The 24,899-nt window shown below is 69.2% G+C and carries 25 protein-coding genes and 1 other RNA gene; 13 read left to right on the top strand and 13 right to left on the bottom strand.

Going from position 1 to position 24,899, the window contains the following annotated elements:
• Positions 1–91: 91 nt before the first annotated feature.
• A complete protein-coding gene (locus tag MAA8898_RS06875; RefSeq protein WP_094020252.1) occupies positions 92–1,099 on the bottom strand; it encodes a ribose-phosphate pyrophosphokinase in 1,008 nt (335 codons plus the stop codon).
• Positions 1,100–1,196: 97 nt separating this feature from the next.
• Here MAA8898_RS06875 and MAA8898_RS06870 point away from each other — a divergent pair, with 97 nt between their 5' ends.
• Together MAA8898_RS06870 and MAA8898_RS06865 are read left to right on the top strand one after the other, a co-directional pair.
• The gene (locus tag MAA8898_RS06870) at positions 1,197–1,796 is read left to right on the top strand and encodes a 2-hydroxychromene-2-carboxylate isomerase (protein ID WP_094020251.1); all 600 of its coding nucleotides are present in this window, start codon (positions 1,197–1,199) and stop codon (positions 1,794–1,796) included.
• Complete coding sequence (locus MAA8898_RS06865) at positions 1,796–2,611, top strand: alpha/beta fold hydrolase (protein WP_094020250.1); 816 nt, start codon at positions 1,796–1,798, stop codon at positions 2,609–2,611. Before MAA8898_RS06870 ends, MAA8898_RS06865 begins: the two co-directional genes overlap by 1 nt.
• Here MAA8898_RS06865 and MAA8898_RS06860 read toward each other — a convergent pair.
• Positions 2,596–3,744: a THUMP domain-containing class I SAM-dependent RNA methyltransferase gene (locus MAA8898_RS06860; RefSeq protein ID WP_245853269.1), complete on the bottom strand. Its 1,149-nt coding sequence runs from the start codon at positions 3,742–3,744 to the stop codon at positions 2,596–2,598. The genes MAA8898_RS06865 and MAA8898_RS06860 overlap by 16 nt on opposite strands.
• 32 nt (positions 3,745–3,776) lie before the next feature.
• On the opposite strand from MAA8898_RS06860, the gene ffs reads away from it, so the two are divergent.
• Positions 3,777–3,876: signal recognition particle sRNA small type (gene ffs / locus MAA8898_RS06855), an RNA gene on the top strand.
• A 211-nt stretch (positions 3,877–4,087) separates the two neighbouring features.
• Here the strand turns inward: ffs and MAA8898_RS06850 are convergent.
• The 3 genes from MAA8898_RS06850 to ypfJ form a co-directional block, all read right to left on the bottom strand.
• Positions 4,088–4,645, bottom strand: coding sequence for a protein-tyrosine phosphatase family protein (locus MAA8898_RS06850; protein WP_094020249.1), 558 nt, complete (start codon positions 4,643–4,645; stop codon positions 4,088–4,090).
• A gap of 204 nt (positions 4,646–4,849) precedes the next feature.
• Positions 4,850–6,379, bottom strand: a complete 1,530-nt coding sequence (locus tag MAA8898_RS06845; RefSeq protein WP_094020248.1) for an ankyrin repeat domain-containing protein — start codon at positions 6,377–6,379, stop codon at positions 4,850–4,852.
• Positions 6,380–6,548: 169 nt separating this feature from the next.
• The gene (ypfJ, locus tag MAA8898_RS06840; RefSeq protein ID WP_094020247.1) at positions 6,549–7,397 is read right to left on the bottom strand and encodes a KPN_02809 family neutral zinc metallopeptidase; all 849 of its coding nucleotides are present in this window, start codon (positions 7,395–7,397) and stop codon (positions 6,549–6,551) included.
• A 125-nt stretch (positions 7,398–7,522) separates the two neighbouring features.
• On the opposite strand from ypfJ, the gene MAA8898_RS06835 reads away from it, so the two are divergent.
• From MAA8898_RS06835 to MAA8898_RS06810, 6 genes are all read left to right on the top strand, one after another.
• Complete coding sequence (locus tag MAA8898_RS06835) at positions 7,523–9,256, top strand: DNA polymerase III subunit gamma/tau (RefSeq protein WP_094020246.1); 1,734 nt, start codon at positions 7,523–7,525, stop codon at positions 9,254–9,256.
• Positions 9,253–9,669 carry a hypothetical protein gene (locus MAA8898_RS06830; RefSeq protein ID WP_094020245.1) on the top strand — a complete coding sequence of 139 codons (417 nt, stop codon included), beginning with the start codon at positions 9,253–9,255 and terminating at the stop codon, positions 9,667–9,669. Before MAA8898_RS06835 ends, MAA8898_RS06830 begins: the two co-directional genes overlap by 4 nt.
• Before the next feature lie 11 nt (positions 9,670–9,680).
• Entirely contained in the window at positions 9,681–10,025 is a 345-nt protein-coding gene (locus MAA8898_RS06825; RefSeq protein WP_094020244.1) for a YbaB/EbfC family nucleoid-associated protein, read from the top strand.
• A 3-nt stretch (positions 10,026–10,028) separates the two neighbouring features.
• The gene (locus MAA8898_RS06820) at positions 10,029–11,093 is read left to right on the top strand and encodes a TraB/GumN family protein (RefSeq protein WP_094020243.1); all 1,065 of its coding nucleotides are present in this window, start codon (positions 10,029–10,031) and stop codon (positions 11,091–11,093) included.
• Positions 11,094–11,690: a recombination mediator RecR gene (recR, locus tag MAA8898_RS06815; protein ID WP_094020242.1), complete on the top strand. Its 597-nt coding sequence runs from the start codon at positions 11,094–11,096 to the stop codon at positions 11,688–11,690.
• Between the two features lie 118 nt (positions 11,691–11,808).
• Positions 11,809–12,798, top strand: coding sequence for an autotransporter outer membrane beta-barrel domain-containing protein (locus MAA8898_RS06810; RefSeq protein ID WP_094020241.1), 990 nt, complete (start codon positions 11,809–11,811; stop codon positions 12,796–12,798).
• A gap of 123 nt (positions 12,799–12,921) precedes the next feature.
• Here MAA8898_RS06810 and MAA8898_RS06805 read toward each other — a convergent pair whose 3' ends face one another.
• A complete protein-coding gene (locus MAA8898_RS06805) occupies positions 12,922–13,698 on the bottom strand; it encodes a DUF1013 domain-containing protein (protein WP_094020240.1) in 777 nt (258 codons plus the stop codon).
• Positions 13,699–13,852: 154 nt separating this feature from the next.
• Between MAA8898_RS06805 and MAA8898_RS06800 the strand changes: the two genes are divergently transcribed.
• A complete protein-coding gene (locus MAA8898_RS06800; protein ID WP_094020239.1) occupies positions 13,853–14,488 on the top strand; it encodes a ribonuclease T2 family protein in 636 nt (211 codons plus the stop codon).
• Positions 14,489–14,643: 155 nt separating this feature from the next.
• A complete protein-coding gene (locus MAA8898_RS06795) occupies positions 14,644–14,988 on the top strand; it encodes an SH3 domain-containing protein (RefSeq protein WP_176445087.1) in 345 nt (114 codons plus the stop codon).
• 9 nt (positions 14,989–14,997) lie between these two features.
• Here the strand turns inward: MAA8898_RS06795 and MAA8898_RS06790 are convergent, their stop codons facing one another.
• Positions 14,998–15,639, bottom strand: coding sequence for a sulfotransferase family protein (locus MAA8898_RS06790; protein WP_094020237.1), 642 nt, complete (start codon positions 15,637–15,639; stop codon positions 14,998–15,000).
• Between the two features lie 208 nt (positions 15,640–15,847).
• Here MAA8898_RS06790 and MAA8898_RS06785 point away from each other — a divergent pair, with 208 nt between their 5' ends.
• Together MAA8898_RS06785 and MAA8898_RS06780 are read left to right on the top strand one after the other, a co-directional pair.
• Positions 15,848–17,476: an AMP-binding protein gene (locus tag MAA8898_RS06785; RefSeq protein WP_094020236.1), complete on the top strand. Its 1,629-nt coding sequence runs from the start codon at positions 15,848–15,850 to the stop codon at positions 17,474–17,476.
• 118 nt (positions 17,477–17,594) lie between these two features.
• Entirely contained in the window at positions 17,595–18,608 is a 1,014-nt protein-coding gene (locus MAA8898_RS06780) for a hypothetical protein (protein ID WP_094020235.1), read from the top strand.
• Positions 18,609–18,672: 64 nt separating this feature from the next.
• Here the strand turns inward: MAA8898_RS06780 and MAA8898_RS06775 are convergent, their stop codons facing one another.
• The 6 genes from MAA8898_RS06775 to MAA8898_RS06750 all read right to left on the bottom strand — a co-directional run bounded on the left by MAA8898_RS06775 (position 18,673) and on the right by MAA8898_RS06750 (position 24,687).
• Entirely contained in the window at positions 18,673–19,944 is a 1,272-nt protein-coding gene (locus tag MAA8898_RS06775) for an SPOR domain-containing protein (protein WP_094020234.1), read from the bottom strand.
• 184 nt (positions 19,945–20,128) lie between these two features.
• Positions 20,129–20,761: a uracil phosphoribosyltransferase gene (gene upp / locus MAA8898_RS06770; protein WP_094020233.1), complete on the bottom strand. Its 633-nt coding sequence runs from the start codon at positions 20,759–20,761 to the stop codon at positions 20,129–20,131.
• Positions 20,758–21,795: an adenosine deaminase gene (locus MAA8898_RS06765; RefSeq protein ID WP_245853267.1), complete on the bottom strand. Its 1,038-nt coding sequence runs from the start codon at positions 21,793–21,795 to the stop codon at positions 20,758–20,760. The genes upp and MAA8898_RS06765 overlap by 4 nt, the downstream gene beginning before the upstream one ends.
• Positions 21,792–22,994 carry a phosphopentomutase gene (locus tag MAA8898_RS06760; protein ID WP_176445097.1) on the bottom strand — a complete coding sequence of 401 codons (1,203 nt, stop codon included), beginning with the start codon at positions 22,992–22,994 and terminating at the stop codon, positions 21,792–21,794. Before MAA8898_RS06760 ends, MAA8898_RS06765 begins: the two co-directional genes overlap by 4 nt.
• A complete protein-coding gene (locus MAA8898_RS06755; RefSeq protein ID WP_094020231.1) occupies positions 22,991–24,280 on the bottom strand; it encodes a thymidine phosphorylase in 1,290 nt (429 codons plus the stop codon). Before MAA8898_RS06755 ends, MAA8898_RS06760 begins: the two co-directional genes overlap by 4 nt.
• On the bottom strand, positions 24,280–24,687 hold the full coding sequence (locus MAA8898_RS06750; protein ID WP_094020230.1) for a cytidine deaminase: 408 nt from the start codon (positions 24,685–24,687) through the stop codon (positions 24,280–24,282). Before MAA8898_RS06750 ends, MAA8898_RS06755 begins: the two co-directional genes overlap by 1 nt.
• Between the last annotated feature and the right edge of the window lie 212 nt (positions 24,688–24,899).

The following is a 24,899-nucleotide window of genomic DNA, read 5'->3' as shown; positions in this document are numbered from 1 at the left end:
GCACGCTCCTGAAAACCTTTCGAGGGACAGTAGCACCCCCGCGGGCCCGGTCCTTGATCCGGGTCAAGCCCCGTGGCCTGCCGGTCCGATCTCAGAGGATGCCTTCGTAGATCGGGCCCAGCGTGTCGGTCTCGAACAGCGACGACACCGAGGTGCCGTTCCAGATGTTCAGGATCGCCTGCGCGAACAGCGGCGCGGTCGGCAGGACGCGGATATTGGTGGCGCCCGACACCTCATCGGTCGGCTCGATGGTGTCTGTCAGCACCAGCGACTTCATCACCGATTTGGACACCCTCTCGACCGCCGGGCCGGACATGACGCCGTGCGTGATGTAGGCATGCACCTCGGTCGCGCCGTGCTCCATCAGCACCTCGGCCGCCTTGCACAGCGTCCCGGCGGTGTCGCACATGTCATCGACGATGATGCAGCGCTTGCCCTCGACGCTGCCGATCACGGTCATCTCGGCGACCTCGCCGGGGTTCTCGCGGCGCTTGTCGACGATCGACAGCGGCGCGTTGATCCGCTTGGCCAGTTCGCGCGCCCGCGCCACGCCGCCCACGTCGGGCGAGATCACCATGACGTCGCCCAGGTCCTGGAACTGCCGCTTGATGTCCAGCGCAAAGATCGGCGAGGCATAGAGGTTGTCCACCGGGATGTCGAAGAAGCCCTGGATCTGCGCCGCGTGCAGGTCCATCGTCAGGACCCGTTCGATCCCGGCCTCGGCGATCATGTTGGCCACCAGCTTGGCGGTGATCGGCGTGCGCGCCTTGGTGCGGCGGTCCTGCCGGGCGTAGCCGAAATAGGGGATCACCGCGGTGATCCGCGCCGCCGATGAGCGCCGCAGCGCGTCCGACATGATCAGCAGTTCCATCAGGTTGTCATTCGCCGGGTTCGACGTCGACTGGAGGATGAACATGTCCTCGCCGCGGACGTTCTCGAAGACCTCGACAAAGATTTCCTGATCGTTGAACCGCTCGACCCGCGCATCGACCAGCTTGACGCTCATCCCGCGGTACAGCGACATGCGGCGGGCGATGGCCTTGGCCAGTTGCGGGTTGGCGTTGCCGGCGATCAGTTTGGGTTCGATGACAGAGGGCATGGGCGCGTCCCTTGCAGATGACGGATTCGTGACGTGTTGCGGTTCGGTTAGCACGACCCTAGGGTCGGCGCCAGCACAGGACCCCGGAGGCGGCAACATGGCCCATATCGACTATTTCTTCTCGACGATTTCCCCGTTCACCTATTTCGCAGGTGACCGGCTGGAACAGATCGCCGAGAAACACGGCGCAACGATCACCTACAAGCCGCTCGACATCATTGCCCTGTTCGGCCGGACCGGAGGCACCCCGCCCGGCCAACGCCACGCCAGCCGGCAGGCCTACCGCCTTCAGGAACTGGCCCGCGCGTCGAAAAAGACCGGCCTGCCCTACCATGCCAAGCCCGCACATTTCCCCACCAATGCCGCGCCGTCCTCCTACGCCATCATCGCCGCGCAAAAGGCCGGCGGAGGCGACATCGGCCTGCTCTGCCGCCGCCTCCTGTCCGCCTGCTGGGCGGAACAGAAGGACGTCGCCGACGAAGCCGTGATCAAGGCCAGCCTGGAGGCCGCCGGCTTCGACCCGGCCTTGGCCGACAGCGGGCTGCTGACCGGGGCCGAGATCTACCCGGCCAACCTCGAAGAGGCGGTGGAGCGCGGCGTCTTTGGCGCGCCCTTCTACGTGGTGGACAGCGGCCAGAGCTTCTGGGGCCATGACCGGCTGGAGGATCTCGACGCGCATCTTTCCGGCACGCTCTGATGCGCGATGCGGCCCCGGTAAGCGGCTTGCACAGCCGGAGCTGGGGCAGCGGCCCCGCCCCGGTACTGGCCCTGCACTGCGGGCTGGGCCAGGGCGGGATGTGGAAAGCCGTGGCCGAAACACTGGCCGCCGATTGCACCCTGACCGCCCCCGACCTGCCCGGCCATGGCCGCAGCCCCGGCTTCCCTGGCGGCGCGGACGTGCATGACGCGGCCTGCGCCGCGCTGCGGCCCTTTCTGGACAGCGGCATTCACCTCGCCGGTCACAGCTTTGGCGCGACGCTGGCCCTGCGCCTGGCGCTGGAGCACCCCGGGCAGGTCGCCTCGTTGCTGCTGATCGAACCGGTGTTCTTTGCCGCCGCGCCGGACAGCCCGCTGAAGCGCGATCACCAGGCGGCCGAGGCCGCGATATACAGCGAATGCGACGCCGGCAACCTGCCCCTGGCCGCGCGCCTGTTTCACGAACTCTGGGGCGGCGGCCTGCCCTGGGACGGTTTCCCCGAGCGGATCCAGGCGGGCATGGCGCGGCAATTGCCCTTTGTCCGCGCCACCGAATCCGCGCTGTGGCACGACCGCGCCGGGATGCTGGTGCCCGGCGGGCTTGAGCGGCTGGATATCCCCGTCACGCTGCTGCGCGGCGCGCAAACCCTGCCGATCGTCGCCGAGGTGCATCGCGGCCTGATGTCCCGCCTGCCGCAGGTGCGTGAGACGGTCGTCGGCGGTGCCGGTCACATGGTCCTGACCTCGCAACCCGGCCCGGTGGCCGAGGCGCTGAGACAGCAGATCGCCGAGGCGCAGGGTCAGAGCCGCGCCTGATACAGCTTGACCGACAGCCCGCCAAAGGCCACCGGCGGCCCGGCCTCCAGCGGCAGGCCGGTCGCCTTGGCCAGCCCGCCGTCCGCCGTCACCATGCCCAGCCGCCAGCCGCCAAACCGCTCGCGCAGCACCGCGCCCAGGCTGCCATACAGCGCGAACAGCAGCTTGCGGTTGCCGATCCGGGCGCCATAGGGCGGGTTGACCATGACTAGCCCGGGCGGGCCCTCGGGGCGCTGAAGGTCGCTCACCGCCGCGCGGGTAAAGGTGCAGAGCTCCGCCACCCCGGCGCGGGCCGCGTTGGCCTGACTCATGCGGATCGCGCCATCATCCCGGTCCGATCCGTAAAAGCGCTGCGCCACCGGCCGCGCCGTGGCCGGGCTGGCTTCGGGCACCGCGACGGCCAGCTGTTGAAAGCCAAAGGCGCGCGACCGGCCCGGCGCCAGCCCCGCCGCCCATTCCGCCGCCTCGATCACGAAGGTGCCCGAGCCGCACATCGGATCCACCACCGGCTGCGTGCCGTCATAGCCGCAGGCGCGCAGGAACAGCGCGGCCAGCGTCTCGCGCATCGGCGCCTTGCCGACCTGCTCCTTGTGGCCGCGCTTGTGCAGCGGCACGCCCGAGGTGTCGACCGAGAACACCGCCAGGTCGTCCTCGATCCGCAGCATGATGCGCACCGCCTCGTCCGAAGCCTCGGACAACACCGGCGCGCCCACGGTCGCGGTGATGGCTCCTTCGACCCGTTGGCGCGCGGCGCGATCATGGTAGATCTTCGAATTGCGGCAGGTCGCTTCGACCCGCACCGGCACGTCCGCGCGCAGCATCGCGGCCCAATCCAGCTTTTTCGACCGCTTGTCGAGTTGTGCCAGGTGCATCGCCCGAAAGGACGCGAACCGCGCCAAAATGCGCCCCGCCCCGCGCAACTCGCGGTTGGCCCGCGCCACCTGCGCCCAGCCGCCCTGAAAGGTCACGCCGCCCGGCACCGCCACCGCACCGGCAAAGCCCGCCTGCCGCACCTCGTCCAGCAGGAAAGGCTCCAATCCGGGAGGCGCGCTTGCGAATATCTCGAATGTCTGGTCCATCGCGCCGTCATAGCGCCCCTTGCCGGCGAACGGGAGGTCCTTGCCGCCCCCCATTGCAAAATGTCTCCGGGTCGCCTAAATGAGGCCTCGAGAGGTTGTGCGGGCAGGCGCCTCGCCAACTCGGTCAGGTCCGGAAGGAAGCAGCCGTAACGAGTCCCGCTTGGGTCGTTGCAATCTCTCACCTCCGGGTTTTTCGCGCAGGCGAAAAAACCGCGTTGGCAAGGGTGTCTTTCGCAGCGCGAAAGATCACCGCCAACTCCCTCTCCATGCCAGGCATCCATTTCCGATTTCATTCGCAGAGCCGACGGCGTTTGGCCCCCTATCGCACCGCAGACGCGGCGCACACCAAGATCGCCAACCGGGACAAAGCCTTGGCCCGCGCTCCTGCCGGAACACCTCAGCCGGACTTCGCGTGCCGGACAAACGGCACAGGCTCACGCTCTGCCGCAAGAGCCCAGTCCAACTGCTCCTGCGACAGGAACAATCCGCCCTGGACCCCTTCCAGACGCGCCTGCGCCTCGTCCGGCGCTTCGCCCGCCTCGATCATCAATCGCAGGCTCATCATGCCGGCCCGGCCACGCCCTTCGCGGCTGTGGATCATCACGCGCCCGCCGCCCAGCAGCGCGCGCCGCGCCTGCGTGCTGATGGCGGGCCAGCTTGCCTCGACATTGGCGTTCGGAGCCTTGCCCATGCGGATCGGCAGATGCGACCATCGCGTGCCCTTGTCCTGGATGTTCTGGCCCAGTTCCTTGGCCCCGGCCTCCAGCATCTCGACATGGCTGACCAGAGAAATCACCAGCGCAGGGCGCCAGCTGGACAGATGCTCCAGGTCACCGCGATAATCGCCCCCGGCGCCCGGCAGCGGGGACAGCGCCAGGATGCCGCCGCCGACCGGCAACACATGCAGGACAACAGTCTCGGCCTTTCCGGCACGATCCTGCTCATCCTCAAGCATGTAAAATCTCCTCAAGAAACGGCAGCGCAGAGCAAGGCCCGTCCCCACGGGCGCGGAAATCCGCCACCCCGGATAATACACGCCGCGTCCCGATGTCCTAGCGATTCGACCCGGACCAAATGCGCATTCATGGCCGGATTCAGGACAGTTGGGGCCAGTTTTTCACGCACTGCGTTCAGAATGTCACGCTCTGGCCGCGCGGTTTCAGACCACCTGCCCGGGATAGCGTTCGGCCCAATCCTCGAGAAAGCCGCGTATGTCCTCGCGCCCGGAAAACCCGATCGCGTGCCTTGGCAGGGCCACGCCCTCGCGCAGCGCCAGCTCCAGGCAGGCGATGTGGTCCCGCGTGTCACGGTCGGGCGCGTTGTCGGCGCCGTGCAGGATCGTCGACAGCAGCGTGCCGCCGTAGCCGTTCACATGACCCAGGTCTGGCTTCAGGCGCAGGAACGCGGCCATGACCTCGGGCAGCCCCTCCCACCCGGCGACTTGCACCGGCGTGACCCCCATGCCGTCCGGCAAATCCCAGGGCAGGCCCAGCGCCACCAGCCGCCGGATCTGCGGCAGGCGTCCGGGCAGGTGCAGTATCTCGCGCAGGATGTTGCGATAGGCCTCTGGCAGGCGCGCCGGGTCGATGAACTCACCCGGGCTGTCCAGCCCCTCGGCCGCGCGCGCCATCAGCGCCTCCTCGCGGCTCAAGGGCACAGCACCACCCCGCGCCTCGATCGCCTCCCTGACCGCCGTGTTGCCAAACACGCAGGCATAGGCATAGGCGCTGGCGCCCTTGTAGCTCCGCGCCGGGTCGGCGCCCGCCTCCAGCAGCAGGTCCACCATGCGCCGGTCACAGCCGCGCCGCGCGGCCTGGTGCAGCGCGGGGACGACCCAGGGCTGCTCACCGCCGATCACCTCGTCGTTGTAATCGTCGGCCCGCGCCCCGTGCGCCAGCAGCAGGGCCACGGCGTCATGGTCGTGAAAGTCCATCGCCCGCAGCAGGGCATTGGTGCCGCGCGGATCGGCGCCCGCCTCCAGCAGCATGCGCAGCCCCTCGTGATGCCCCAGTTCCGTGGCGTGGTAGAGTGACTCGCCGTCGTTTGCGTCCGCGCCGTGCTCCAGCAGCCAGCGCCCCAACACCATGTTGTCCGCATGGCCGATCGCGCCGTAGAGCGCCGACAGCAGGTGGTCGTCCCCTTCCTCGAAGGGGTATCCGTCGTTCACGTCCGCGCCATGCGCGACCAGCATTTCCGCCACGGCCAGCATGTCCGCCTCAAGGTCCGGCCGCTGGTGGATCCAGCGGGAAAAGGCCAGGTGCAGGATCGGCCGTTTCGGCCCCATGGGGCGCACCGCCAGCCCGGGGTCGCGCGCCAGCGCCGCCGCCACCGCCGCCCGGTCAAACAGCGCGCATTGCAGGCCAAACAGCCCCTCGGCCAGGTCCGGCGCCTGCTCCAGCAGCTGCGCCGCCACCGCGTTCTGACCATGCGCCAGCGCGATCTTCAGCCGTTGCTGGCGCGCGGCGCGGTCCAGCCCCTGCGTCTCGGCCGCGAGTTTCAGCGCGGGCCAGCTGGCAAAGCCGGTCTCCTGCGCGACCACGTGCAGGAAATCGGCGCGTTTCAGCGCCTGCGCTCCCCGCCGGGGCGGATGCTGGCGGACGCGCTGCACGGCCCAGGCCTCGCCCCGGTCATAGGCGCGGTGCAGGCGTTTGGCGTCGAATCGCAACGCATCGAGGGAAAGGTCGGACATGGTTCGGGTTCCTCCATGAGGGCCCGTGATCCGCTGCGTCGGGCCAGAGAAAACCGATATGTGGTGTCGGCTCAGGTCAGGCAGGTGCGCGCGCTTTCCGCGGATCGGGCGGCCCCCTGCGCCGGGCCTGCCGCATGGTGCCACGCGGACCCCGGCGCAGGCAAGCCCGTTACAGCCGGTCCGTGTTGAAGGTGTCGCAAACGGTGGGATCGCCGGAGTCGAACCCGGTGACGAACCAGCGCGACCGCTGTTCCGACGTGCCATGGGTGAAGGTATGCGGCTGCGGCACCCGCCCCGCGCGCCGTTGCAGCGCGTCGTCGCCGATCTTGCGCGCGGCGTTCAGCGCCTCGTTCAGGTCGCCGCGCTCCATCAGCCCCTTCACGTTTCGCGCCCAGACCCCGCTGAGGCAGTCCGCCTGCAATTCCAGCCGCACGGTCAGCGCGTTGGCCTGGGTCTCGCTGGCGCGCTGCCGGGCGTCCTGGACCTGTGACAGGATGCCCAGCTCGTTCTGGACGTGATGGGCGACCTCGTGAGCGATGACATAGGCGGCGGCGAAATCCCCCTCCGCGCCCAGTTGCCCCCGCAGCGTGGCAAAGAACTGGGTGTCGAGGTAGGCCTTTTCGTCCGCCGGGCAGTAGAACGGCCCCGTCGCGCCCGAGGCGCCGCCGCAGGGGCTTTGCGTCACGCCCGAGAACAGCACCAGCACCGGCGGCGCATATTCCAGGCCGAAAGCCTGCGGAAAGACCTCGTCCCACACCTGTTCGGTGGTGGCCAGCACGCGGGCGCTGAACTCGCCGGCCTGCTTCTCGGCCTCGCTCAGGTCGCGCGGGGCGCTGGCCTGGGTGCCGGGCTGGTCCCCGGTCAGCAGGGGGGTGACGTCAATGCCGGTGAAATAACCCAGCGCCAGCACGATCAGCACCCCGCCGATCCCCAGCCCGCCGAGGCCCGCCGCCGCGCCGCCCCTGCGCCCGCGCCGGTCCTCGACGTTCCGGCTGCTCTTCACGTTTCTCAACCGCATGGCTTTCCCCCCGCCGCGACCCGTCAACCTTCAACCCGCCGCACCCCGCCCCGGTTCCGGCGCGATCTGCTTGCCCTCCCCCCGGCGCAACCGATAGCCTCCACAGGTCGCCGGAAGGACCGTACATGACCGACTCGCCCGCCTACCAGGTGCTCGCCCGCAAGTACCGCCCCGAGACCTTTGCCGATCTCGTCGGACAGGATGCCATGGTGCGCACCCTGCGCAACGCCTTCAAGGCGGATCGCATCGCGCAGGCCTTCATCATGACCGGGATTCGCGGCACCGGGAAGACGACGACCGCGCGGATCATCGCCAAGGGCATGAACTGCATCGGTCCGGACGGCCAAGGTGGCCCGACGACCGACCCCTGCGGCACCTGCGAACACTGCGTGGCCATCATGGAGGGCCGCCATGTCGACGTGATGGAGATGGACGCCGCCTCGCGCACCGGCGTCAACGACATCCGCGAGATCATCGATTCGGTGCACTACCGGGCGGCCTCGGCCCGCTACAAGATCTACATCATCGACGAGGTTCACATGCTGTCCAAGAACGCGTTCAACGCGCTTCTGAAGACGCTCGAGGAGCCGCCGGCGCATGTGAAGTTCATCTTTGCCACCACCGAGATCCGGCAGGTGCCGGTCACCGTCCTGTCGCGCTGCCAGCGGTTCGACCTGCGCCGGATCGAACCCGAGGTGATGATCGCACTGTTGCGCAAGATCGCCACCTCCGAAGGCGCCGAGATCACCGACGAGGCGCTGGCGCTGATCACCCGCGCCGCCGAAGGCTCGGCCCGCGACGCCACCTCGCTGCTGGACCAGGCCATTTCGCACGGCGCCGGAGAGACCACCGCCGACCAGGTCCGCGCCATGCTGGGCCTCGCCGACCGCGGCCGCACCATGGACCTGTTCGAAAGGATCATGCGCGGCGACGCGGCGGGCGCGTTGGAGGAACTGTCGGCGCAATATGCCGACGGCGCCGATCCGCTGGCCGTGCTGCGCGACCTGGCCGAACTCACGCACTGGATCTCGGTCGTCAAGATCACGCCCGACGCGGCCGAGGACCCCACCGTGTCACCGGATGAACGCGCACGCGGCAAGGCTTATGCCGAGGGGCTGGGCATGCGCGCGCTGGCCCGCGCCTGGCAGATGCTGCTCAAGGCGATCGAGGAGGTGTCCAACGCCCCCTCCGCCATGATGGCCGCCGAGATGGCGGTGATCCGCCTGACCCACGTCGCCGACCTGCCCTCACCGGACGACCTGGTGCGCAAGCTGCAGGACACGCCGCCGCCGATGCCCTCGGGGCCGGGGGGTGGCGGGGCCGGCACGTCCTCCGGGGCAACCCAGGCACGCGGGCCGCGCGCGGCACCACCGACCGGCGGCGGCGGCACGGTCACCGCCCTCGCCCCGCAGGCGGCCGAGGCGCTGGCGCATTACCCCACCTTCGAACACGTGCTGGAGCTGATCCGCGCCAACCGCGACGTCAAGCTGCTGGTCGAGGTCGAGGCCGGCGTGCACCTCGCCGCCTATCAGCCCGGCCGGATCGAGTTCACCCCCGCGCCAGCGGCGGCGCAGGACCTGGCCCAGCGCCTGGGCAGCGCGCTGCAACGCTGGACCGGCAACCGCTGGGCGGTGACGCTGGTCAACGGCTGCAAGACGCCGACAATCGTGCAGCAGCGCGACGCCGAGCGCCTCGCGCTCGAGGCGGAGGCGCGCGAACATCCGCTGGTCAAGGCGACGCTCGCCGCCTTTCCCAAGGCGCGCATCACCGGGATCAAGACCCTCAAGGAAGCCGAGACCGAGGCCCTGCAAGACGCCCTGCCCGAGGTCGAGGACGAATGGGATCCGTTCGAGGAATGACCTGGATCCCCGCGGCGCAAACACGCGGCATCGCCCTCGCCCTCACGGTCCTCGCGCCGACCTCCGCCCTGGCCGAAGCCTGCGCCCAGGCGCGCCCCGGCTGGGACGGCACCCCGGCCGACGCCCTGAGCGAGACCCTGTACCTCGCCTCCTCGCTGCCCTCGGTCGTGCTGATCGTCGCCACCGCGCTGGCGCTGCGCTTTCGCAGCAAATGGGGCGGGCTGGCCGTGGTCTGCGGCTGGTCGATCCTGATCTCGCTGCTGGTTTTCGACAGCGATCCGACGGGCGTCCGGCAAATGGCGACAAACGAAGGCTGCATCGGGTCGCCCACCTTGTTCATCGCCCTCGTGGCTGCGATATGTACCGGGACCATCCTCTACACCGCGCCGACGGAACGGCGGTCCAACGACTAGGAGAACAGACGATGCTGAAAGGTTTGGGCGGGCTTGGCGACATGGCCAAGATGATGAAACAGGCGCAGGAGTTGCAGGCCAAGATGGCGCAGATGCAGGACGACCTGGCGCATATGACCGTCACCGGCGAATCCGGTGCCGGGCTGGTCAAGGCCACCGCCACCGCCAAGGGCGAATTGACCGGCCTCGAGATTGACCCTTCCATCTTTGTCCCCTCCGAAAAGGAAGTGGCCGAGGACCTGATCCTCGCCGCGATCAAGGACGCGCAGGCCCGCGCCTCGGCCCGCGCGCAGGAAGAGATGGGCAAGCTGACCGAGTCGCTCGGCCTGCCCGCCGACATGAAGCTGCCGTTCTGAACCATGCGCAAACGGCCCGTCCTGACCGCTGCCCTTGCCGCCGCCCTCGCCCTGGCCGGGCTGGTGACGTCGGCCAGTGCGCAGGACTGGGCCACGCGCGAATTCTGCCAACCGCCCCGGATCGAGGTCATCGACAGCGTCTTTGACCCCGAGGGCCGCGCCGAACTGGAGAGCCGCGCCGCCGGGATCCCCAACGGGGTCGGCCGCTTCTGGCAGGTCACCGGCCCCGATGGCGCGGTGTCGCACCTCTGGGGCACCATGCACAGCAGCCACCCCAGCGTGCTCGACCTGCCCGACGAGGTGGTGGCGACGCTGACCGATGCCCGTCTCATCGCGCTCGAGATCGACCCCACCTTTCCCGACCGCGCCAGCCACGGCCGGTTCATGCGCGGCGCCGATGTCTACCGCCCCGCAGAGTCGACCTTCCGCTTTGCCGATCTGGGCCTGCCGCGCGACATCGAACGCCACATCTCGGCCCGGCTGACCGCGCTCGGCTGGCACGAGACGGCGATCGACGACCTGACCTACGGCGCGCTCACCGACCTGCTGCTGTTCGACCCCTGCGAGGACTTCACCGCCGGGGTGCTGCCGACGCAGGACAGCTATATCCAGACCCTTGCGCATATCGAGGGCATCCCGGTGATGGCGCTGGAACCGGTGAACCGGCTGGCGAAAAAGCTGGACCAGACCGGCAACGAGGATCTGGCCCGCGCGGTGATCGCCACCTATTCCGTCTACCTGCTGCCGGGCAGCAGCCGCGACAGCCGCGCCGCGTCCTTTGCGCTGTACCAGCAGGGCCGCGTCGGCCTGATGATGGCCTGGGACGAGGCCGCGGTGATCGGCACCCTGGGCGCCGAAGGTCCGGCGCTCTACGACCGGATGAACGCTTACCTCGTCGAAGAGCGCAACATCGACTTCTTCAAGGCCTCGGTCGAGGCGCTGCGCGAGGGCGGCGTGTTCCTGGCGGTGGGCAACTTTCACCTGCCGGGAGAGACCGGTCTGGTCGCGCAACTGCGCAACGCCGGGTTCGAGGTGACGCGCATCCCGCTCCCGGGCGAGGCCCCCTGAATGGCCCGCGACGCCGACCCGATTGCCCACCTGATCGACCTGATGGCCCGCCTGCCCGGCCTTGGCCCGCGCTCGGCCCGCCGCGCCGTCCTGCACCTGATCCGCAAGCGCGCCGTGTTGCTCGGACCGCTTGCGCAGGCCATGACCGAGGTCGCCGCCCGCGCCCGCGAATGCCTGAACTGCGGCAACGTCGGCACCGCCGAGATCTGCCCGATCTGCGCCGACGAGTCCCGCGCCAACGGGCTGCTCTGCGTGGTCGAGGAGGTTGCGGACCTCTGGGCGATGGAACGCTCCGGCACCTTCAAGGGCCGCTATCATGTGCTGGGCGGCACGCTGTCGGCGCTGGACGGCATCGGCCCCGAGGACCTGCGCATCCCGCAACTGCTGACCCGGATCGAGGCCGAGGCTGTCGCGGAGGTGATCCTGGCGCTGAACGCCACCATCGACGGCCAGACCACCGCCCATTACATCGCCGATCAGCTGGAGGGCCGCGTCGCGCTCAGTTCGCTGGCGCAGGGCGTGCCCATCGGCGGCGAACTCGACTACCTCGACGATGGCACGATCACCGCCGCGCTGAACGCGCGCAAGCGGATGTGACTGCGCCGCATCAGCGCTGAGCGCTGGCGAATTGGCCACAGTGGCCCCTCCACCCGGCCTGTGCCAGACAGTGCGCGCGACCCATCGGCCGCCCCCACCTGCATTCCAGGATGATCCGGTGCTCAGACCCCTCGCCCTCACCGCCTGCCTCGCCCTCGCGCCCGTCACGGGCCTTGCCCAGACCCTCCAAGGCACCACGGTCCCGGGCAAGACCGTCAGCGCCGTGGTCAACGTGCCGCCCGCCCTGCGGATCGACGAGGCGCCGCTGTCCTCCTCCGACCGCCTGTCGCGCGAACTGGGCTTTGGCATCGCCGGCACGGCGCTGGGGTTCCAGACCCGGGGCGCCTGGCTGGGCACCTTCGTCACCGGCGGCGGCATCGCGCCGGACATATCGCAGGGGGCGGACCATGCCCTGCGCGGGGCGGTGGCCGGATACGGCTTTGACTGGCTGGGCCTGTCACCCTTCATCGGCTACGGCCAGGGCAAGAGCGGGCTGGACGACGGCGTCACCGAAACGCGCATCCGGTCCTACTTCATCGGCCTGGGTCTGTCGGGGGAAACGCAACGGTTCCGCTATGGCGCAGCGGTATATGCCGGCCGCTCGCACAACGCGATTTCCGCCCCCAACGCGCTGACCGGCGAGACCGACCATGACGGCCGCATCCTCGGGATCAGCCTCAGCGGCAGCGGCATCGTCTGGCAGTCCCCCACCGCCGACCGCGCCGTCGACCTGCGCCTGCGGGCCGACGTCCTGCACCACAGCACAGACGCCCATGACCTGACCGGCCTGCGGGGCGGCAGCATCGCTGAACGCACCGCGACCAGCACGGCCCTGCGGGTGGAACTGGGGATGCCGATGGCGCGCGGCGAGGTGGCGTTCCGGCCCTACCTTGGCCTGTCGTCCTTTGGCGGAACCCAGGACGACATCGGCTTTTCCCTGCCCGGCGTCAGCGCGCAATTTGCCGCCGCGGATGTTCTGACCGGCAATGCCGTCTCGATCGGGTCGGACTTTGCCATGGGGGGAAACGGGCTGAAGGGCCGGATGGACCTCAGCCGGGACGATGCGGGTCAGACCATGTGGAACGTCAACCTGGGGCTGGCCTTCTAGGGGCCCGGGGGCCATCACCCGACTCAAGGCACCCATGCTCGCCCGGGCACCGTCAAGGGACGGTGGGCGGGGCGATGCGGCCCACAGGGCCGCGAGCGTCCGTCCCGCCGTACCCCGTCACCATCAGCGGCGGGGATCTTCGTCCTCGTCCTCGTCCTCGTCGTCGTCCTTGCCGCCCGGCAGGTTGAAGAAGCTGTCCGCGTCGAGGTAGTTCGCGTTGTCCTTCTCTTCCTCTTCGTCCTCGCCGCGCGGGTCGGACAGGCTGAAGGTCTCGAGCCCCTCGATGGCGGTCGGCAGGCGCTGCTCGGTCGGCTCCATGCCCAGGCTCTGCTCGGTCGACACCAGCTTGCGCCGCTCGTCGTCGCTCATCACCTGCTGCGTGGCCTTGGCGGCCTTGGCCACCGCGGCGTCCAGCTCGGACTGGCGGCACAGGCCCAGCGCCACCGGGTCGATCGGCTGCATGTTCTGGATGTTCCAATGGGTGCGCTCGCGGATCGACTGGATCGTCGGCTTGGTGGTGCCCACCAGCTTGGAGATCTGGCCGTCGCTCAGCTCGGGGTGGAACTTGACCAGCCACAGGATCGCGTTCGGCCGGTCCTGCCGCTTGCTCAGCGGGGTGTAGCGCGGGCCGCGCCGCTTTTCCTCGTCGCGCGCCGCCGGGTTGTGCTTCAGCCTCATCCGGTAGGTCGGGTCCTTCTCGGCCTTTTCGATCTCGGACGGGTCCAGCTGGTTGTTGGCGACCGGGTCAAAGCCCTTGACCCCCGCGGCCACGTCGCCATCGGCGATGCCCTGGATTTCCAGCTCGTGAAAGCCGGTGAACTCGGCGATCTGCTTGAAGGACAGCGTGGTGTTGTCCACCAGCCAGACGGCGGTCGCCTTGGGGTGCAGCAGTTTCGACATGGCTCTTCTCCTAGCTTTGACCGGACCCGCCTGCATGCCTCCTGCCCGACCCGAGGCTTTTGGGCCAAGGGCGGCTCCGGCGGGCGGAGCGGGTTACCGTTGTCGGGGAACTTCGGGCCTATATAGTGACGTCAGCCGAAAAGGGGAAGCAAAAATGCGCGCATTGTATGGACTGGCCCTGGCCCTGGCCCTGTCGGGATCGCTGGCCCGCGCCGATGGCGAACAGGCGGGGGTGTTCGATTACTACGTCCTGTCGCTGTCCTGGTCGCCCAACTGGTGCGCGCGCGAGGGCGACGCCCGCGAGGCCGAACAATGCGCCACCGATGCCGGCTGGATCCTGCACGGGCTCTGGCCGCAGTATCACCGCGGCTGGCCGGCCTTCTGCCCCACGGCCGAACGCGCGCCGACGCGGCGGATGACCGGCGAGATGGCCGACATCATGGGGTCGGGCGGGCTGGCCTGGCACCAGTGGCGCAAACACGGCGTCTGTTCGGGGCTGAGCGCGGCGGACTACTTTGCGCTCTCCCGCGAGGCCTATGGCCGGATCACCCGCCCCGAGGTGCTGCGCCGGCTGGACAAGCCCGTGACCCTGCCCGCCGCGCTGATTGAAAAGGCCTTTCTCGAGGCCAACCCGGGGATGGCACCGGACATGATCACCATCACCTGCACCGACGGCCACATCCAGGAGGCCCGCATCTGCCTGTCGCGGGACCTGGACCCGGTGCCCTGCGGCCGCGACGTGGTGCGCGACTGCACGATGACAGACGCCCGGTTCGAGCCGGTACGCTAGGCGATCCCGGCACGGGGCCTATTGACCTGAACGAACAGCCCGGAAGTCCCGGACCAGGTCCGGGGCGCGCCTGACCCATGTCAAAGACGGAATGTGTTCTCCCGGTGCAGACTCGGCCCTGCGCCATCGCGGCGCGACACGAAAGGGAGAGACGCATGTCACGTATCGCAGCACTTGCCGCAGCCGCCCTGCTGGCCTTTGGCGCGGTCCCGGCACAGGCCGGGGACTGCACCGGATGGGTGGTGGGCGTGCGCCCGACCAGCCAGTACAACCACGCCAAGGGCAGCGGTTTCCTAGCCGTGCGCACCGGCCCGGGCAGCGGCTATGCCCAGATCGGCGAAGTGTACCTGGGCGACGAGATCGCGGTCTGGAACCGCTCCGGCAGCTGGTATCAGGTGCAATGCATGTCGGGGCGCTGCCTGAACCCGCTCTGGGGCACCCCGAACCCGAACGGCTGGGTTTATGGCAAGTACCTCAACATCGGCGGCGTCTGCCCGTAACCGATCGCCTCAGAAGGCATAGCCAAAGCGCGCCACGTCCTCGGCGCAGGCCACCGCCACGATGGCCTGCGTCTCGTCGCTGTACTGCGCCCGGTAATCCGCCGCCCGGTCCGACCGGTTGACATGCGGCATCTCGGGGACAAAGCCAAGATGCGCCACCACCGGGGCCATGTCCTCGGCCAGGTGTTCCAGCCGGACGCAGAGCCCGTGCTCGGCCCCGGTCACATCGCGCATGTAGCGCGAGGCGGGCCAGGCGGCGAGGCTTGCCTGCGTGTGCGGCTGGCGCAGGAAGCCGGCGAACTCATGCGCCTTGGCCAGCGTCACCGCGGCATGGTCGAACTCCTGCACCCGCAGCCAGTGGTAATAGCTGACCACCCGGTCCCACGGGTTGCGCACCAGGCAAAAGCACAGCATCCCGCCGATCTCGGCCGGCGTCACCACCCCGTCGATATCGGCCAGCGTGGAATGCTTCCACAGCCGCCCGCGTGCGGTCAGCGCCTTCAGCCGCCCGCGCCGCCGCAGCGCCTTGGGCGTGTCGCCGATCAGGATGTCGTCGGCCTGCGCGCGCGTCTCAAGCGCCAGCGCCATCGAGGTGCCGCCTGTCTTGGGGATATGGACAAAGATGTAGCGGCGCCCGCGCGAAATGATCATGGCGCCAGACTAGGTCAGGCGCGCCCATCGCGGCAACCGGGATCGCAGGCCCCGGGGGCGCGGTCCCCGGACCCCGGGATATTTCCGGACCAAAGATGCCGGCAGCGGGCGCGGGGCACTGGGCGGCCTGCCGATTCCTGCGCGGGGGGCTTTTCTTGTGCGGGTCTCTTGCGCATAGTCCACCGGGCAGACGACAGGAGAGAGCACCATGGGCTGGCTGGCTGACGAGACCGGACTGGGCAGGACCGCGGCAAACCACGTGCCGCTGACGCCGCTGAGCTTTCTGCGCCGCGCGGCCGGCATCTGGCCGGACCAGTTGGCCGTCGTCTACGGCAGCCACCGCAAGACCTATGGCCAGTACATCGCCCGGGTGTCGCGGCTGGCCTCGGCGCTGGCGCGTGCGGGCGTGGCGCCGGGTGACGTGGTGGCCACAATGCTGCCCAACATCCCCGCCCATGCCGAGGCGCATTTCGGCGTGCCGGCCTGCGGCGCGATCCTCAACGCCATCAACACGCGGCTGGACGTGGGCACCGTGGCCTTCATCCTCGACCATGGCGGCGCCAAGGTGGTGCTCTGCGATCCGCAGTTCCTGCCGGTGCTGGCCGAGGCCGTCGAGGTCATGGAAGGCCCGCCGCCGATGATCGTCGAGGTCGCCGACGCGCAGGCCGGGGTGCATGCCGAAGGCCATTACACCGAGTACGAGGGTTTTCTGGAAACCGGCGACCCGGATTTCGACTGGATCCTGCCCGAGGACGAATGGGAATCCATCGCGCTCAACTACACATCCGGCACCACCGGGCGGCCCAAGGGCGTGGTCTACCACCACCGCGGCGCCTACCTGAACGCCATGGGACAGGTGCTGTCCTGGCGCATGGTGCTGCACCCGGTCTACATGACCATCGTGCCGCTGTTTCACTGCAACGGCTGGTGCCACACCTGGATGATGCCCGCCATGGGCGGCACGCTGGTCTGCTGCCGCGACGTGCGCGCCAAGGCGATCTTTGACGCCATCGCCGACGAGGGCGTGACCCATTTCGGCGGCGCGCCAATCGTGCTCAACACGCTGGTCAACGCCCCCAAGGCCGAGCGGCGCGAGTTTTCCCACGTGGTCGAGGTCTTTACCGCCGGCGCGCCCCCGGCCCCCGCAACCCTGGCCAAGATCGAACCGATGGGCTTCAACGTCACCCAGGTCTACGGCCTGACCGAAACCTACGGCCCGGCGACCGAATGCACCTGGAAACCCGAGTGGGAGCCGCTGAAGGGCGAGGCCCGCGCCGCGATCAAGGCGCGGCAGGGGGTCGCCATGCCCTTCATCGAGGAGGTGACGGTGCACGACACTGACGGCGCCGAGGTGCCGCGCGACGGCGAAACCAAGGGCGAGATCAAGTTCCGCGGCAACGGCGTGATGAAGGGATACTACAAGAACCCCAAGGCCACGGCCGAGTCCTTTGCCGGGGGCTATTTCCATTCCGGCGACATCGCGGTGATGCATCCCGACAGCTTTGTCCAGATCGCCGACCGCGCCAAGGACATCATCATCTCGGGCGGCGAGAACATCTCTTCGGTCGAGGTCGAAAGCGTGCTGATGGGCCACGACGCCGTGCTGCTTTGTGCCGTGGTGGCCAAGCCGGACGACAAGTGGGGCGAGGTGCCCTGCGCCTTTGTCGAGGTCAAGGACGGCCACGAGGTCAGCGAGGCCGAGTTGATCGCCTACGCGCGCCAGCGGCTGGCCGGGTTCAAGACACCCAAGAAGGTGGTGTTCCGGGAGCTGCCCAAGACCTCCACCGGCAAGATCCAGAAATTCGAACTGCGGACCCTGGCCAAATCGCTGGACTGAGGCGCGGAGCCGCCCTGACCCGGTCAGGTGTCGTGGCGGTTCCGGCGCAAGGGGCTCGATTGCCCCCTCCCGCGGCCCATGATAGCTTTTGGCGAAACGTGAGGCAGAGCAGCCCGGTATGACCGCCCTCAAACAGTTCGACCGTCTCGAAGCGACCGGCCTCTGGCGCCCGACGCCCGAGGACCAGCGGCGTGAGGTCATCGTCTCGCTGGGCGATGCGACCCTGACCCTGTCCGAAATCAACGGGCGGGCGCTGGCGCATTGGTCGCTGGGGGCGGTGAACCGCGCCAACGGCAAGGACGTCCCGGCGATCTACTTTCCCGACAACGCCCCGGGCGAGACGCTGGAACTGCCCGAGACCGAGGCCGAGATGATCAACGGCATCGACCGCCTGCTGCGCGCGATCGAACGCCGCCGGCCGCGCCCGGGCAAGCTGCGGTTCCTGCTGTCGGGCGGACTGCTGGCGGCGCTTGCCGCGGCGGGCGTGCTGTGGCTGCCCGGCGCGCTGGAACGCTACACCGTGACCGTGGTCCCGGCGGTCAAGCGCGCCGAGATCGGCAACAGCCTGCTGGCCCATATCGAGCGGCTGTCGGGCAAACCCTGCGCCTCGCGCGATGCGCGGGTCCCGCTGGAGCGGCTGGCCGCGCGGCTGGACCGGCGCCGCATCGTCATCCTGCCGGGCGGCGCGCTGGTCAGCGCGCATCTGCCGGGCGGCATCGTGCTGCTGAACCGCTCGGTGATCGAGGACTACGAGGACCCGGATGTCGCCGCCGGCTATGTCGTCGCCGAGACGGTGCGCGCGCAGCAGACCGATCCGCTGGCCGTGCTGCTGGATCATGCCGGACTGATGGCCAGCCTGCGTCTGCTGACCACCGGCGTGCTGCCCGACAGCGTGCTGGAAAGCTACGCCGAGGTCGTGATGACCCGCACCGCCACCCGGCCCGAGACCGAGCGCCTGCTGGCCGCCTTTGCCAAGGCCGAGTTGCGCAGCACGCCCTATGCCTACGCGCTGGACATGACCGGCGAACGCACCCTGGCGCTGATCGAGGCCGACCCCCGCGCCGAACAAGGCAGCCGCCCGGTGCTGAGCGACCCCGACTGGGTGCGGCTTCAGGGCATCTGCGGATCGTGACGCGACAGGAACGCAGCCGCCCGCGTGGCGGGCACGCGGGCGGGCGGGTCCGTGGGGACGGACTTCAGCGGACGTAGGCCTGCGTGTACCCGGTGCCATGCACGCGGTTCAGCGCGTGGCGCAGCGCGGCGTCGTCGGCATAGGGCCCGACCCGCAACAGCGAGAAACTCCGGCCGTTCTGGCTGTGCTGGCCCATGCGGACGGTAAAGCCCGCCGCCTGCAACCGCGACACCGCCTGGCGCGCCTTGCCCTCGGTGGAAAAGGCGCCGACCTCGATCCAGCGGCCGACCGTGACCGGCACCTTGCCCTTGGTGGTCACGACCGGGGTCAGCGGCAGCGGCGAGGCCGCGCGGCCCACGACCACCGGCGGCTTGACCTCGTGACGCCGCGCCTGGCTGACCAGTTCGCGCGGCACGGTGTTGGTCCAGACCTGCTGGGTGTCCTGGTGGCCCTGAACGGTCTGATAGGCGCGGTAGGAATTCAGCCGGTCATCTTCCCAGGCCGGGCTGTAGCCCTCGGGCACATGGGCCACCTGCGTGTCGCGCTGATCGTAGACGTGCTTGGGCACGATGCGGGTCTCGGGCGGCAGGTCCAGGCTGCTGCCTTCCCAGCTTTTCTTGTTGTAATAGACGTTCGCGCCGCTGGCGGGTGCGTCACCGCGACGGATCACCGTGGCGTGCGGCGTCTGCTGCGGGCCACAGCGGATCGGGGTCTTCCTGCCATCGACGACACGGTAGGTTCGGCCTTCGGCGCAGGCGATCTGCGCGGGCACCTTGATCGGCCCCATCGGCAGGACCTTGGCCTTGCCATGCGCGGGGACGCTGGTGGTGACGACGGGTGCCGCGGGTTGCGGCGCCGGCACGCGGCGCACCACGCGCGGCGGTTCGGCGGCGGGCGGCTTGGGCGCCGGGGCGGTCATCACGCGGCGCACCACCGGCTGGGGAGCGGGCTGGCTGCGCACCACCCGTTGCGGCGTCGGCGCGGCGGCAGGCCGGGGCGCGGGCGGGGCCGCGGTGACCTGCGCCGGCTGCGGTGCCGGGGCCGGCTGCGCCCGCGGCGCGGGCGCCGGGGCGGCCACCTGGGTCGAGCCGAAGGTGGGCGTCTGGCCGCAGATATGCTCGCGCCCGCGGGTCACGCGCGGCACCCAGTTCACCAGCCCGTCAAACCCCGCGCGCACATAGACGCAGCCCCGGTTGTCGACGAATTGGGTGCCCTGAAAGGACGCCGGCGGAAAGTTGAGCGGGATGTCCGTGCTGTTCTGCGCCGCCACCGGATGGGAAAAAATTCCGAATCCGGAAACGGCCAGCACGAAAAAAGAGAAAGATTTCAAGGTCATGTTCTGCCCCCACAGATGCGACTCGCAGGATACCCTCTGGCAAGCCGGTCTGTAAAGCCTTGAAAATATTAACGGCTTTGGGATACCCACAGCCCGATTGCGGAACAATGCAGCCCGGTTTTCCCGATTGTCCGACGCTGCGGGACACCTGTTCCACCGCTGGAACCAGTGCCCCGCGACAGGGTCATTTGGTGCCGTACATCCGGTCCCCGGCGTCGCCCAGGCCGGGCACGATATAGCCCTTTTCGTTCAGCCTTTCGTCCAGCGCGGCGGTGATCACCGGCACGTCGGGATGCGCCTCGGCCATCCGCCGCACACCCTCGGGCGCCGCCAGCAGGCACAGGAACCGGATGTCCGTCGCCCCGGCCTTCTTGACCAGGTCGATGGCCGCGGCCGAGGAATTGCCGGTGGCCAGCATCGGGTCGACGACGATGGCGATGCGTTCGCCCATCTGGGTCGGCAGCTTGTTGTAGTACTGCACCGGCTTCAGCGTCTCCTCGTCGCGGTAGAGACCGACAAAGCCCACCCGCGCCGCCGGGATCAGCTCCAGGATGCCGTCCAACAGGCCGTTGCCCGCCCGCAGGATCGAGATCAGCGCCAGCTTCTTGCCCTCGATCACCGGGGCGTCCATCTCGCACAGCGGGGTTTCGATCCGCCGGGTTGTCAGCGGCAGGTCGCGCGTCACCTCGTAGGCCAGCAGCAGGCTGATTTCGCGCAACAGCCGGCGAAAGCTGGCGGTCGAGGTGGTCTGTTCACGCATCAGGCTCAGCTTGTGCTGCACCAGCGGATGGTCGACGATGGTCAGGGTGTCGCTCATGCCGTCTCCAGTCTCTTCTTCACCGCCTCCCGGGTGGCCGCATCGCAGAAGGCGGCGTCGAGGGCGGTGCGGTTGATGTCTGCGAACACCTCTTCGTCCCATCCGAAGGTCTTGGCAAGGCCAAGGTACTCCTGCCGCATGGTGGTGTGAAAGAACGGCGGGTCGTCGGTGGACACCGTCACCCGCACGCCCCGGTCGCGCAGCCTGTCGATCGGGTGGTCCTTCAGCGTGGGGTACACCCCCAGAAAGACGTTCGATCCCGGGCAGACCTCCAGCGTGATTTCGCGTTCGGCCAGCATGTCGACGGTGGCCAGATCGGGCGCGGCCCGCACGCCGTGGCCGATCCTCTCGACCCCCAGGTCCTCAACCGCGTCGCGCACCTCCTGCGGGCCGTTCCATTCCCCGGCGTGGCTGGTCAGACGCAACCCCGCCTCGCGCGCCAGGTCAAAGCTCCAGGCAAAATCCTTCTGCTTGCCCTTCTTCTCGTCCCCGGCCATGCCGAAGCCCACCAGCCAGTCGCCCGCCGTCTCGGCGGCACACAGCGCGGCGCGCCTGGCCTTGTCGGGGCCGAAATGGCGGATGCAGGTGACGATGCCGCGCAGGGTGATGCCGTGGCTGCGCTCGGCCCGCTCGGCCGCCTCGCGGATGGCCAGCAGGTATTCCCGCCAGGCCCCGACATCGCCGCCACCGCAGAAATCCGGGCTGAGGAAGGTCTCGGAGTAGACCACGCCATTCCTGGCGGACTCCTCCAGCACGGCGGTGCAGAGGCGGGCATAATCCTCGGGCGTCTTCAGCACCGAGGTCGCCGCCTCGTAGACCTCGAGGAAGTGCCAGAAATCGCGGTAGGCGTAAGATCCGTCGCGGTTGAACACCTTGGCGATGTCGACCTTCTTTTCCTTGGCCAGCCCGCGGATGAAGGCCGGCGGCGCGCCGCCTTCGAAATGCAGGTGCAACTCCACCTTGGGCAGGCGCGCGATGCGGTCGAGGTGTTCCTCGTCGGTGATCGGGCGGAGCCGGTCGTCTTCGTGTCTCACAGAAAGGATCTCCCCGGCCCTTGCGCGGGCACGTCCAGGTGTGCGGCGATGGAGGCGGCAACATCGGCAAAGCCGATCTGACCGAGGCTGCCCGCGCCCTTGCCCGCGATCAGCACCGGCACCCGTTCGCGCGTGTGGTCTGTGCCGGTCCAGGTCGGGTCGTTGCCATGGTCGGCGGTGATCAGCAGCAGGTCGCCGTCGCGCAGGCGCGGCAGCAGACGGCCGATATGCGCGTCGAACCATTCGAGGTGCCGCGCATAGCCCGACACGTCGCGCCGATGCCCGTAAAGACTGTCGAACTCGACGAAATTGGCGAATGTCAGCGAGCCGTCCTCGGCCGTCTCCACCAGGTCTGACAGGTGCCCCATCAAGGTCGCATCATCGCCCTTGCGCACCTCGTCGATGCCCGCCATCGACAGGATATCGCCGATCTTGCCCACGGCATAGACCCGCCGTCCCGCGTCCTGCACCCAGTTGGTCAGGATCGGCTGCGGCGGCTGAATCGCATAATCATGCCGGTTGATCGTGCGTTTGAAGCGGCCCGGCTCCCCGACGAAGGGCCGCGCGATCACGCGGCCCACCTTCATCCCGTGCAGGGTGGGCGCCAGCGTCTCGCACAGGTGCAACAGCCGGTCGAGGCCGAAATGTTCCTCGTGCGCGGCGATCTGGAACACGCTGTCGGCGGAGGTGTAGCAGATCGGTTTGCCGGTGCGGATGTGCTCCGCGCCGAAACGGTCCAGCATGACGGTGCCCGAGCCGTGGCAATTGGCCAGGATGCCGTCCGTCCCGGCGATCTCGCAGACTTTCGCGGTCAGTTCCGCCGGAAAGGCCGGCTGGGTATCGGGGAAATAGGTCCAGTCCCAGGGCACCGGCAGCCCGGCCAGTTCCCAGTGGCCAGAGGGCGTGTCCTTGCCCTTCGACACCTCCGTCGCCGCCCCCCACAGGCCCGTGGGCGTGCCCGTCGCCCGATGCCCGCCGCTGGCGAGATCGGCGGCGGCGTACAGCCCCAGCCCGGCCAGCACCGGCACCTGCAAAGGCCCCGATCGCCCGTCCTCCGCATCCCCGCGCGCGCAGGCGTCGAAGATATGGCCCAGCGTGTCCGCGCCGGTATCGGGCAAGCCGTCGTTGAAAAACGCATCGGCATCCGGCGCGCCGCCGATCCCGACCGAATCCATCACCACCAGGAAGGCGCGCATCAGGTCACCCGCTCCAGCACCAATGGCACCTCCTTCGGCGCGTCGCCCAGGGTGATCGCCGCCAAAACCGCCTGCGCCGCTGCCGCCGCCTGTTCCTCGCGCGCGGCATGGACGCGGCACAGCGGCTGGCCCCGGCTGACCTTTGCGCCCAGCCGCACCACCTCGGACAGGCCGACCGAGGGGTTGACGCTGTCGGTCTCGACCCGCCGCCCGCCGCCCAGGTCCACCACCGCCAGCCCCAGCGCCTCGCCATCGAACGCCGCGACCACGCCATCCTCGGGCGCGGGCACCTCCAGGATCACCGTCGCCTCGGGCAGAAAGCGCCGCCAGTCGTCGACAAAGGCCAGCGGCCCGCCCAGCGCGTAGACCATGCGCCCGAACCGCTCCGCCGCCTCGCCCGAGGCAATCGCCTGACGCAACTTCGCCTCGCCGTCGGCAATGCCCGCCGTGGTCAGCAGCTCGGCCCCCAAAGCGATGCTCAACTCCAGCAACGGCCCCTTGGCCTGCCCGGTCAGCACGCGCATGGATTCGTCCACCTCCAAGGCATTGCCCAGCGACGGCGCCAGCGGCTGCGTCATGTCGGTCAGCAGCGCCGTGGTCGGGCAGCCGGCGGCATTGGCGGTCGAGACCAGCGCCTGCGCCAGGGCCCGCGACTCCTCGCGCGATTTCATGAAGGCGCCCGAGCCGGTCTTGACGTCCAGCACCAGCGCCTGAAGCCCCGCCGCCAGCTTTTTCGACAGGATCGAGGCGGTGATCAGGTCCAGGCTCTCGACCGTTCCGGTCACGTCGCGGATCGCGTACAGCCGCTTGTCCGCCGGGGCGATATCGGCCGAGGCACCGACAATTGCGCAGCCCACGTCGCCGACGATGTGGCGAAACAGCGCCTCGTCCGGCGCGACCATGTAGCCCGGAATCGCCTCCAGCTTGTCCAGCGTGCCGCCGGTGTGACCCAGGCCGCGCCCCGAGATCATCGGCACGTAGACCCCGCAGGCCGCCAGCGCCGGGGCCAGCACCAGCGACACGCAGTCGCCCACCCCGCCGGTCGAATGCTTGTCCACCACCGGCCCGTCCATCTGCCAGTCCAGCACCCGGCCCGAATCCCGCATCGCCAGCGTCAGCGCCACGCGCCCCGCCTCGGACAGCCCGCGCAGGCAGACGCCCATGGCAAAGGCCCCGGCCTGCGCGCCGCTGACCGTGCCATCGGCCAGCCCCTGCGCGAACCAGGCCAGTTCCCGGGGCGCGGGTTCCTCGCCCCGGCGCAACTCGGCGATGATGCTGCGGGCGTCCATCAGGCGCGGTCCATGTGCTTGGTGCCAAATGCGCCGGGCAGCAGGTCCGCCACCGTCACCACCTCTTCGGCGCCGTCGACCGTGGCCAGCGTCACCCGCACATCGGCGCGGGCGAATTCCATCAGCTTTTGCCGGCAGCCGCCGCAGGGCGCCACCGGATGCGCGCTGTCGGCGATGACATAGGCCTCGGTGATCTCGGTCTCACCGGCCGCGACCATGGCGGCAATCGCCCCCGCCTCGGCGCAGGTGCCCTCGGGGTAGGCCACGTTCTCGACGTTGCAGCCGACGTAGACCGCACCCGAGGGCGCGCGCAGCGCCGCGCCCACCTTGAAATGCGAATAGGGCACATAGGCGTTTTCGCGCACCGCGCGGGCAGCGGCCGCCAGATCGGATGGGCTCTGTGTCATGGGCTGGGACGTCCTCGCTGGGTGCCCCCCATGTTGCGAAGCCGCCTGCCGGAATGCAAGTCCCGCGTGTTAGCGCAAAAGCGGGCAGGCCGCCTTCCTTTGCGGCAGCTTTGCAATTCCCACACATGGGGTAAACTGCTATCGGACACGCGACTCTCCGGCCGCCGCCCGAGATCGTTTAACGCTGAACATATTCTCGGGAGGGAGTTGTC

The sequence above is a fragment of the Antarctobacter aquimaris genome (genome assembly GCF_900184945.1).
Lineage (GTDB): Bacteria > Pseudomonadota > Alphaproteobacteria > Rhodobacterales > Rhodobacteraceae > Maliponia > Maliponia aquimaris.
The sequence above is the reverse complement of the archived record's forward strand: the minus strand, read 5'-3'. Positions and strand labels throughout refer to the sequence as shown.

Coding starts and splice junctions, on each gene's coding strand:
- MAA8898_RS06825 (WP_094020244.1), top strand. CDS start 9,681: ATGCTGAAAGGTTTGGGCGGGCTTGGCGACATGGCCAAGATGATGAAA.
- MAA8898_RS06775 (WP_094020234.1), bottom strand. CDS start 19,944: ATGACCTTGAAATCTTTCTCTTTTTTCGTGCTGGCCGTTTCCGGATTC.
- MAA8898_RS06860 (WP_245853269.1), bottom strand. CDS start 3,744: ATGGGGGGCGGCAAGGACCTCCCGTTCGCCGGCAAGGGGCGCTATGAC.
- MAA8898_RS06795 (WP_176445087.1), top strand. CDS start 14,644: ATGTCACGTATCGCAGCACTTGCCGCAGCCGCCCTGCTGGCCTTTGGC.
- MAA8898_RS06800 (WP_094020239.1), top strand. CDS start 13,853: ATGCGCGCATTGTATGGACTGGCCCTGGCCCTGGCCCTGTCGGGATCG.
- MAA8898_RS06780 (WP_094020235.1), top strand. CDS start 17,595: ATGACCGCCCTCAAACAGTTCGACCGTCTCGAAGCGACCGGCCTCTGG.
- MAA8898_RS06870 (WP_094020251.1), top strand. CDS start 1,197: ATGGCCCATATCGACTATTTCTTCTCGACGATTTCCCCGTTCACCTAT.
- MAA8898_RS06820 (WP_094020243.1), top strand. CDS start 10,029: ATGCGCAAACGGCCCGTCCTGACCGCTGCCCTTGCCGCCGCCCTCGCC.
- MAA8898_RS06785 (WP_094020236.1), top strand. CDS start 15,848: ATGGGCTGGCTGGCTGACGAGACCGGACTGGGCAGGACCGCGGCAAAC.
- MAA8898_RS06850 (WP_094020249.1), bottom strand. CDS start 4,645: ATGCTTGAGGATGAGCAGGATCGTGCCGGAAAGGCCGAGACTGTTGTC.
- MAA8898_RS06865 (WP_094020250.1), top strand. CDS start 1,796: ATGCGCGATGCGGCCCCGGTAAGCGGCTTGCACAGCCGGAGCTGGGGC.
- MAA8898_RS06805 (WP_094020240.1), bottom strand. CDS start 13,698: ATGTCGAAACTGCTGCACCCCAAGGCGACCGCCGTCTGGCTGGTGGAC.
- MAA8898_RS06875 (WP_094020252.1), bottom strand. CDS start 1,099: ATGCCCTCTGTCATCGAACCCAAACTGATCGCCGGCAACGCCAACCCG.
- MAA8898_RS06755 (WP_094020231.1), bottom strand. CDS start 24,280: ATGGACGCCCGCAGCATCATCGCCGAGTTGCGCCGGGGCGAGGAACCC.
- recR (WP_094020242.1), top strand. CDS start 11,094: ATGGCCCGCGACGCCGACCCGATTGCCCACCTGATCGACCTGATGGCC.
- MAA8898_RS06790 (WP_094020237.1), bottom strand. CDS start 15,639: ATGATCATTTCGCGCGGGCGCCGCTACATCTTTGTCCATATCCCCAAG.
- MAA8898_RS06830 (WP_094020245.1), top strand. CDS start 9,253: ATGACCTGGATCCCCGCGGCGCAAACACGCGGCATCGCCCTCGCCCTC.
- ypfJ (WP_094020247.1), bottom strand. CDS start 7,397: ATGCGGTTGAGAAACGTGAAGAGCAGCCGGAACGTCGAGGACCGGCGC.
- MAA8898_RS06845 (WP_094020248.1), bottom strand. CDS start 6,379: ATGTCCGACCTTTCCCTCGATGCGTTGCGATTCGACGCCAAACGCCTG.
- MAA8898_RS06750 (WP_094020230.1), bottom strand. CDS start 24,687: ATGACACAGAGCCCATCCGATCTGGCGGCCGCTGCCCGCGCGGTGCGC.
- upp (WP_094020233.1), bottom strand. CDS start 20,761: ATGAGCGACACCCTGACCATCGTCGACCATCCGCTGGTGCAGCACAAG.
- MAA8898_RS06835 (WP_094020246.1), top strand. CDS start 7,523: ATGACCGACTCGCCCGCCTACCAGGTGCTCGCCCGCAAGTACCGCCCC.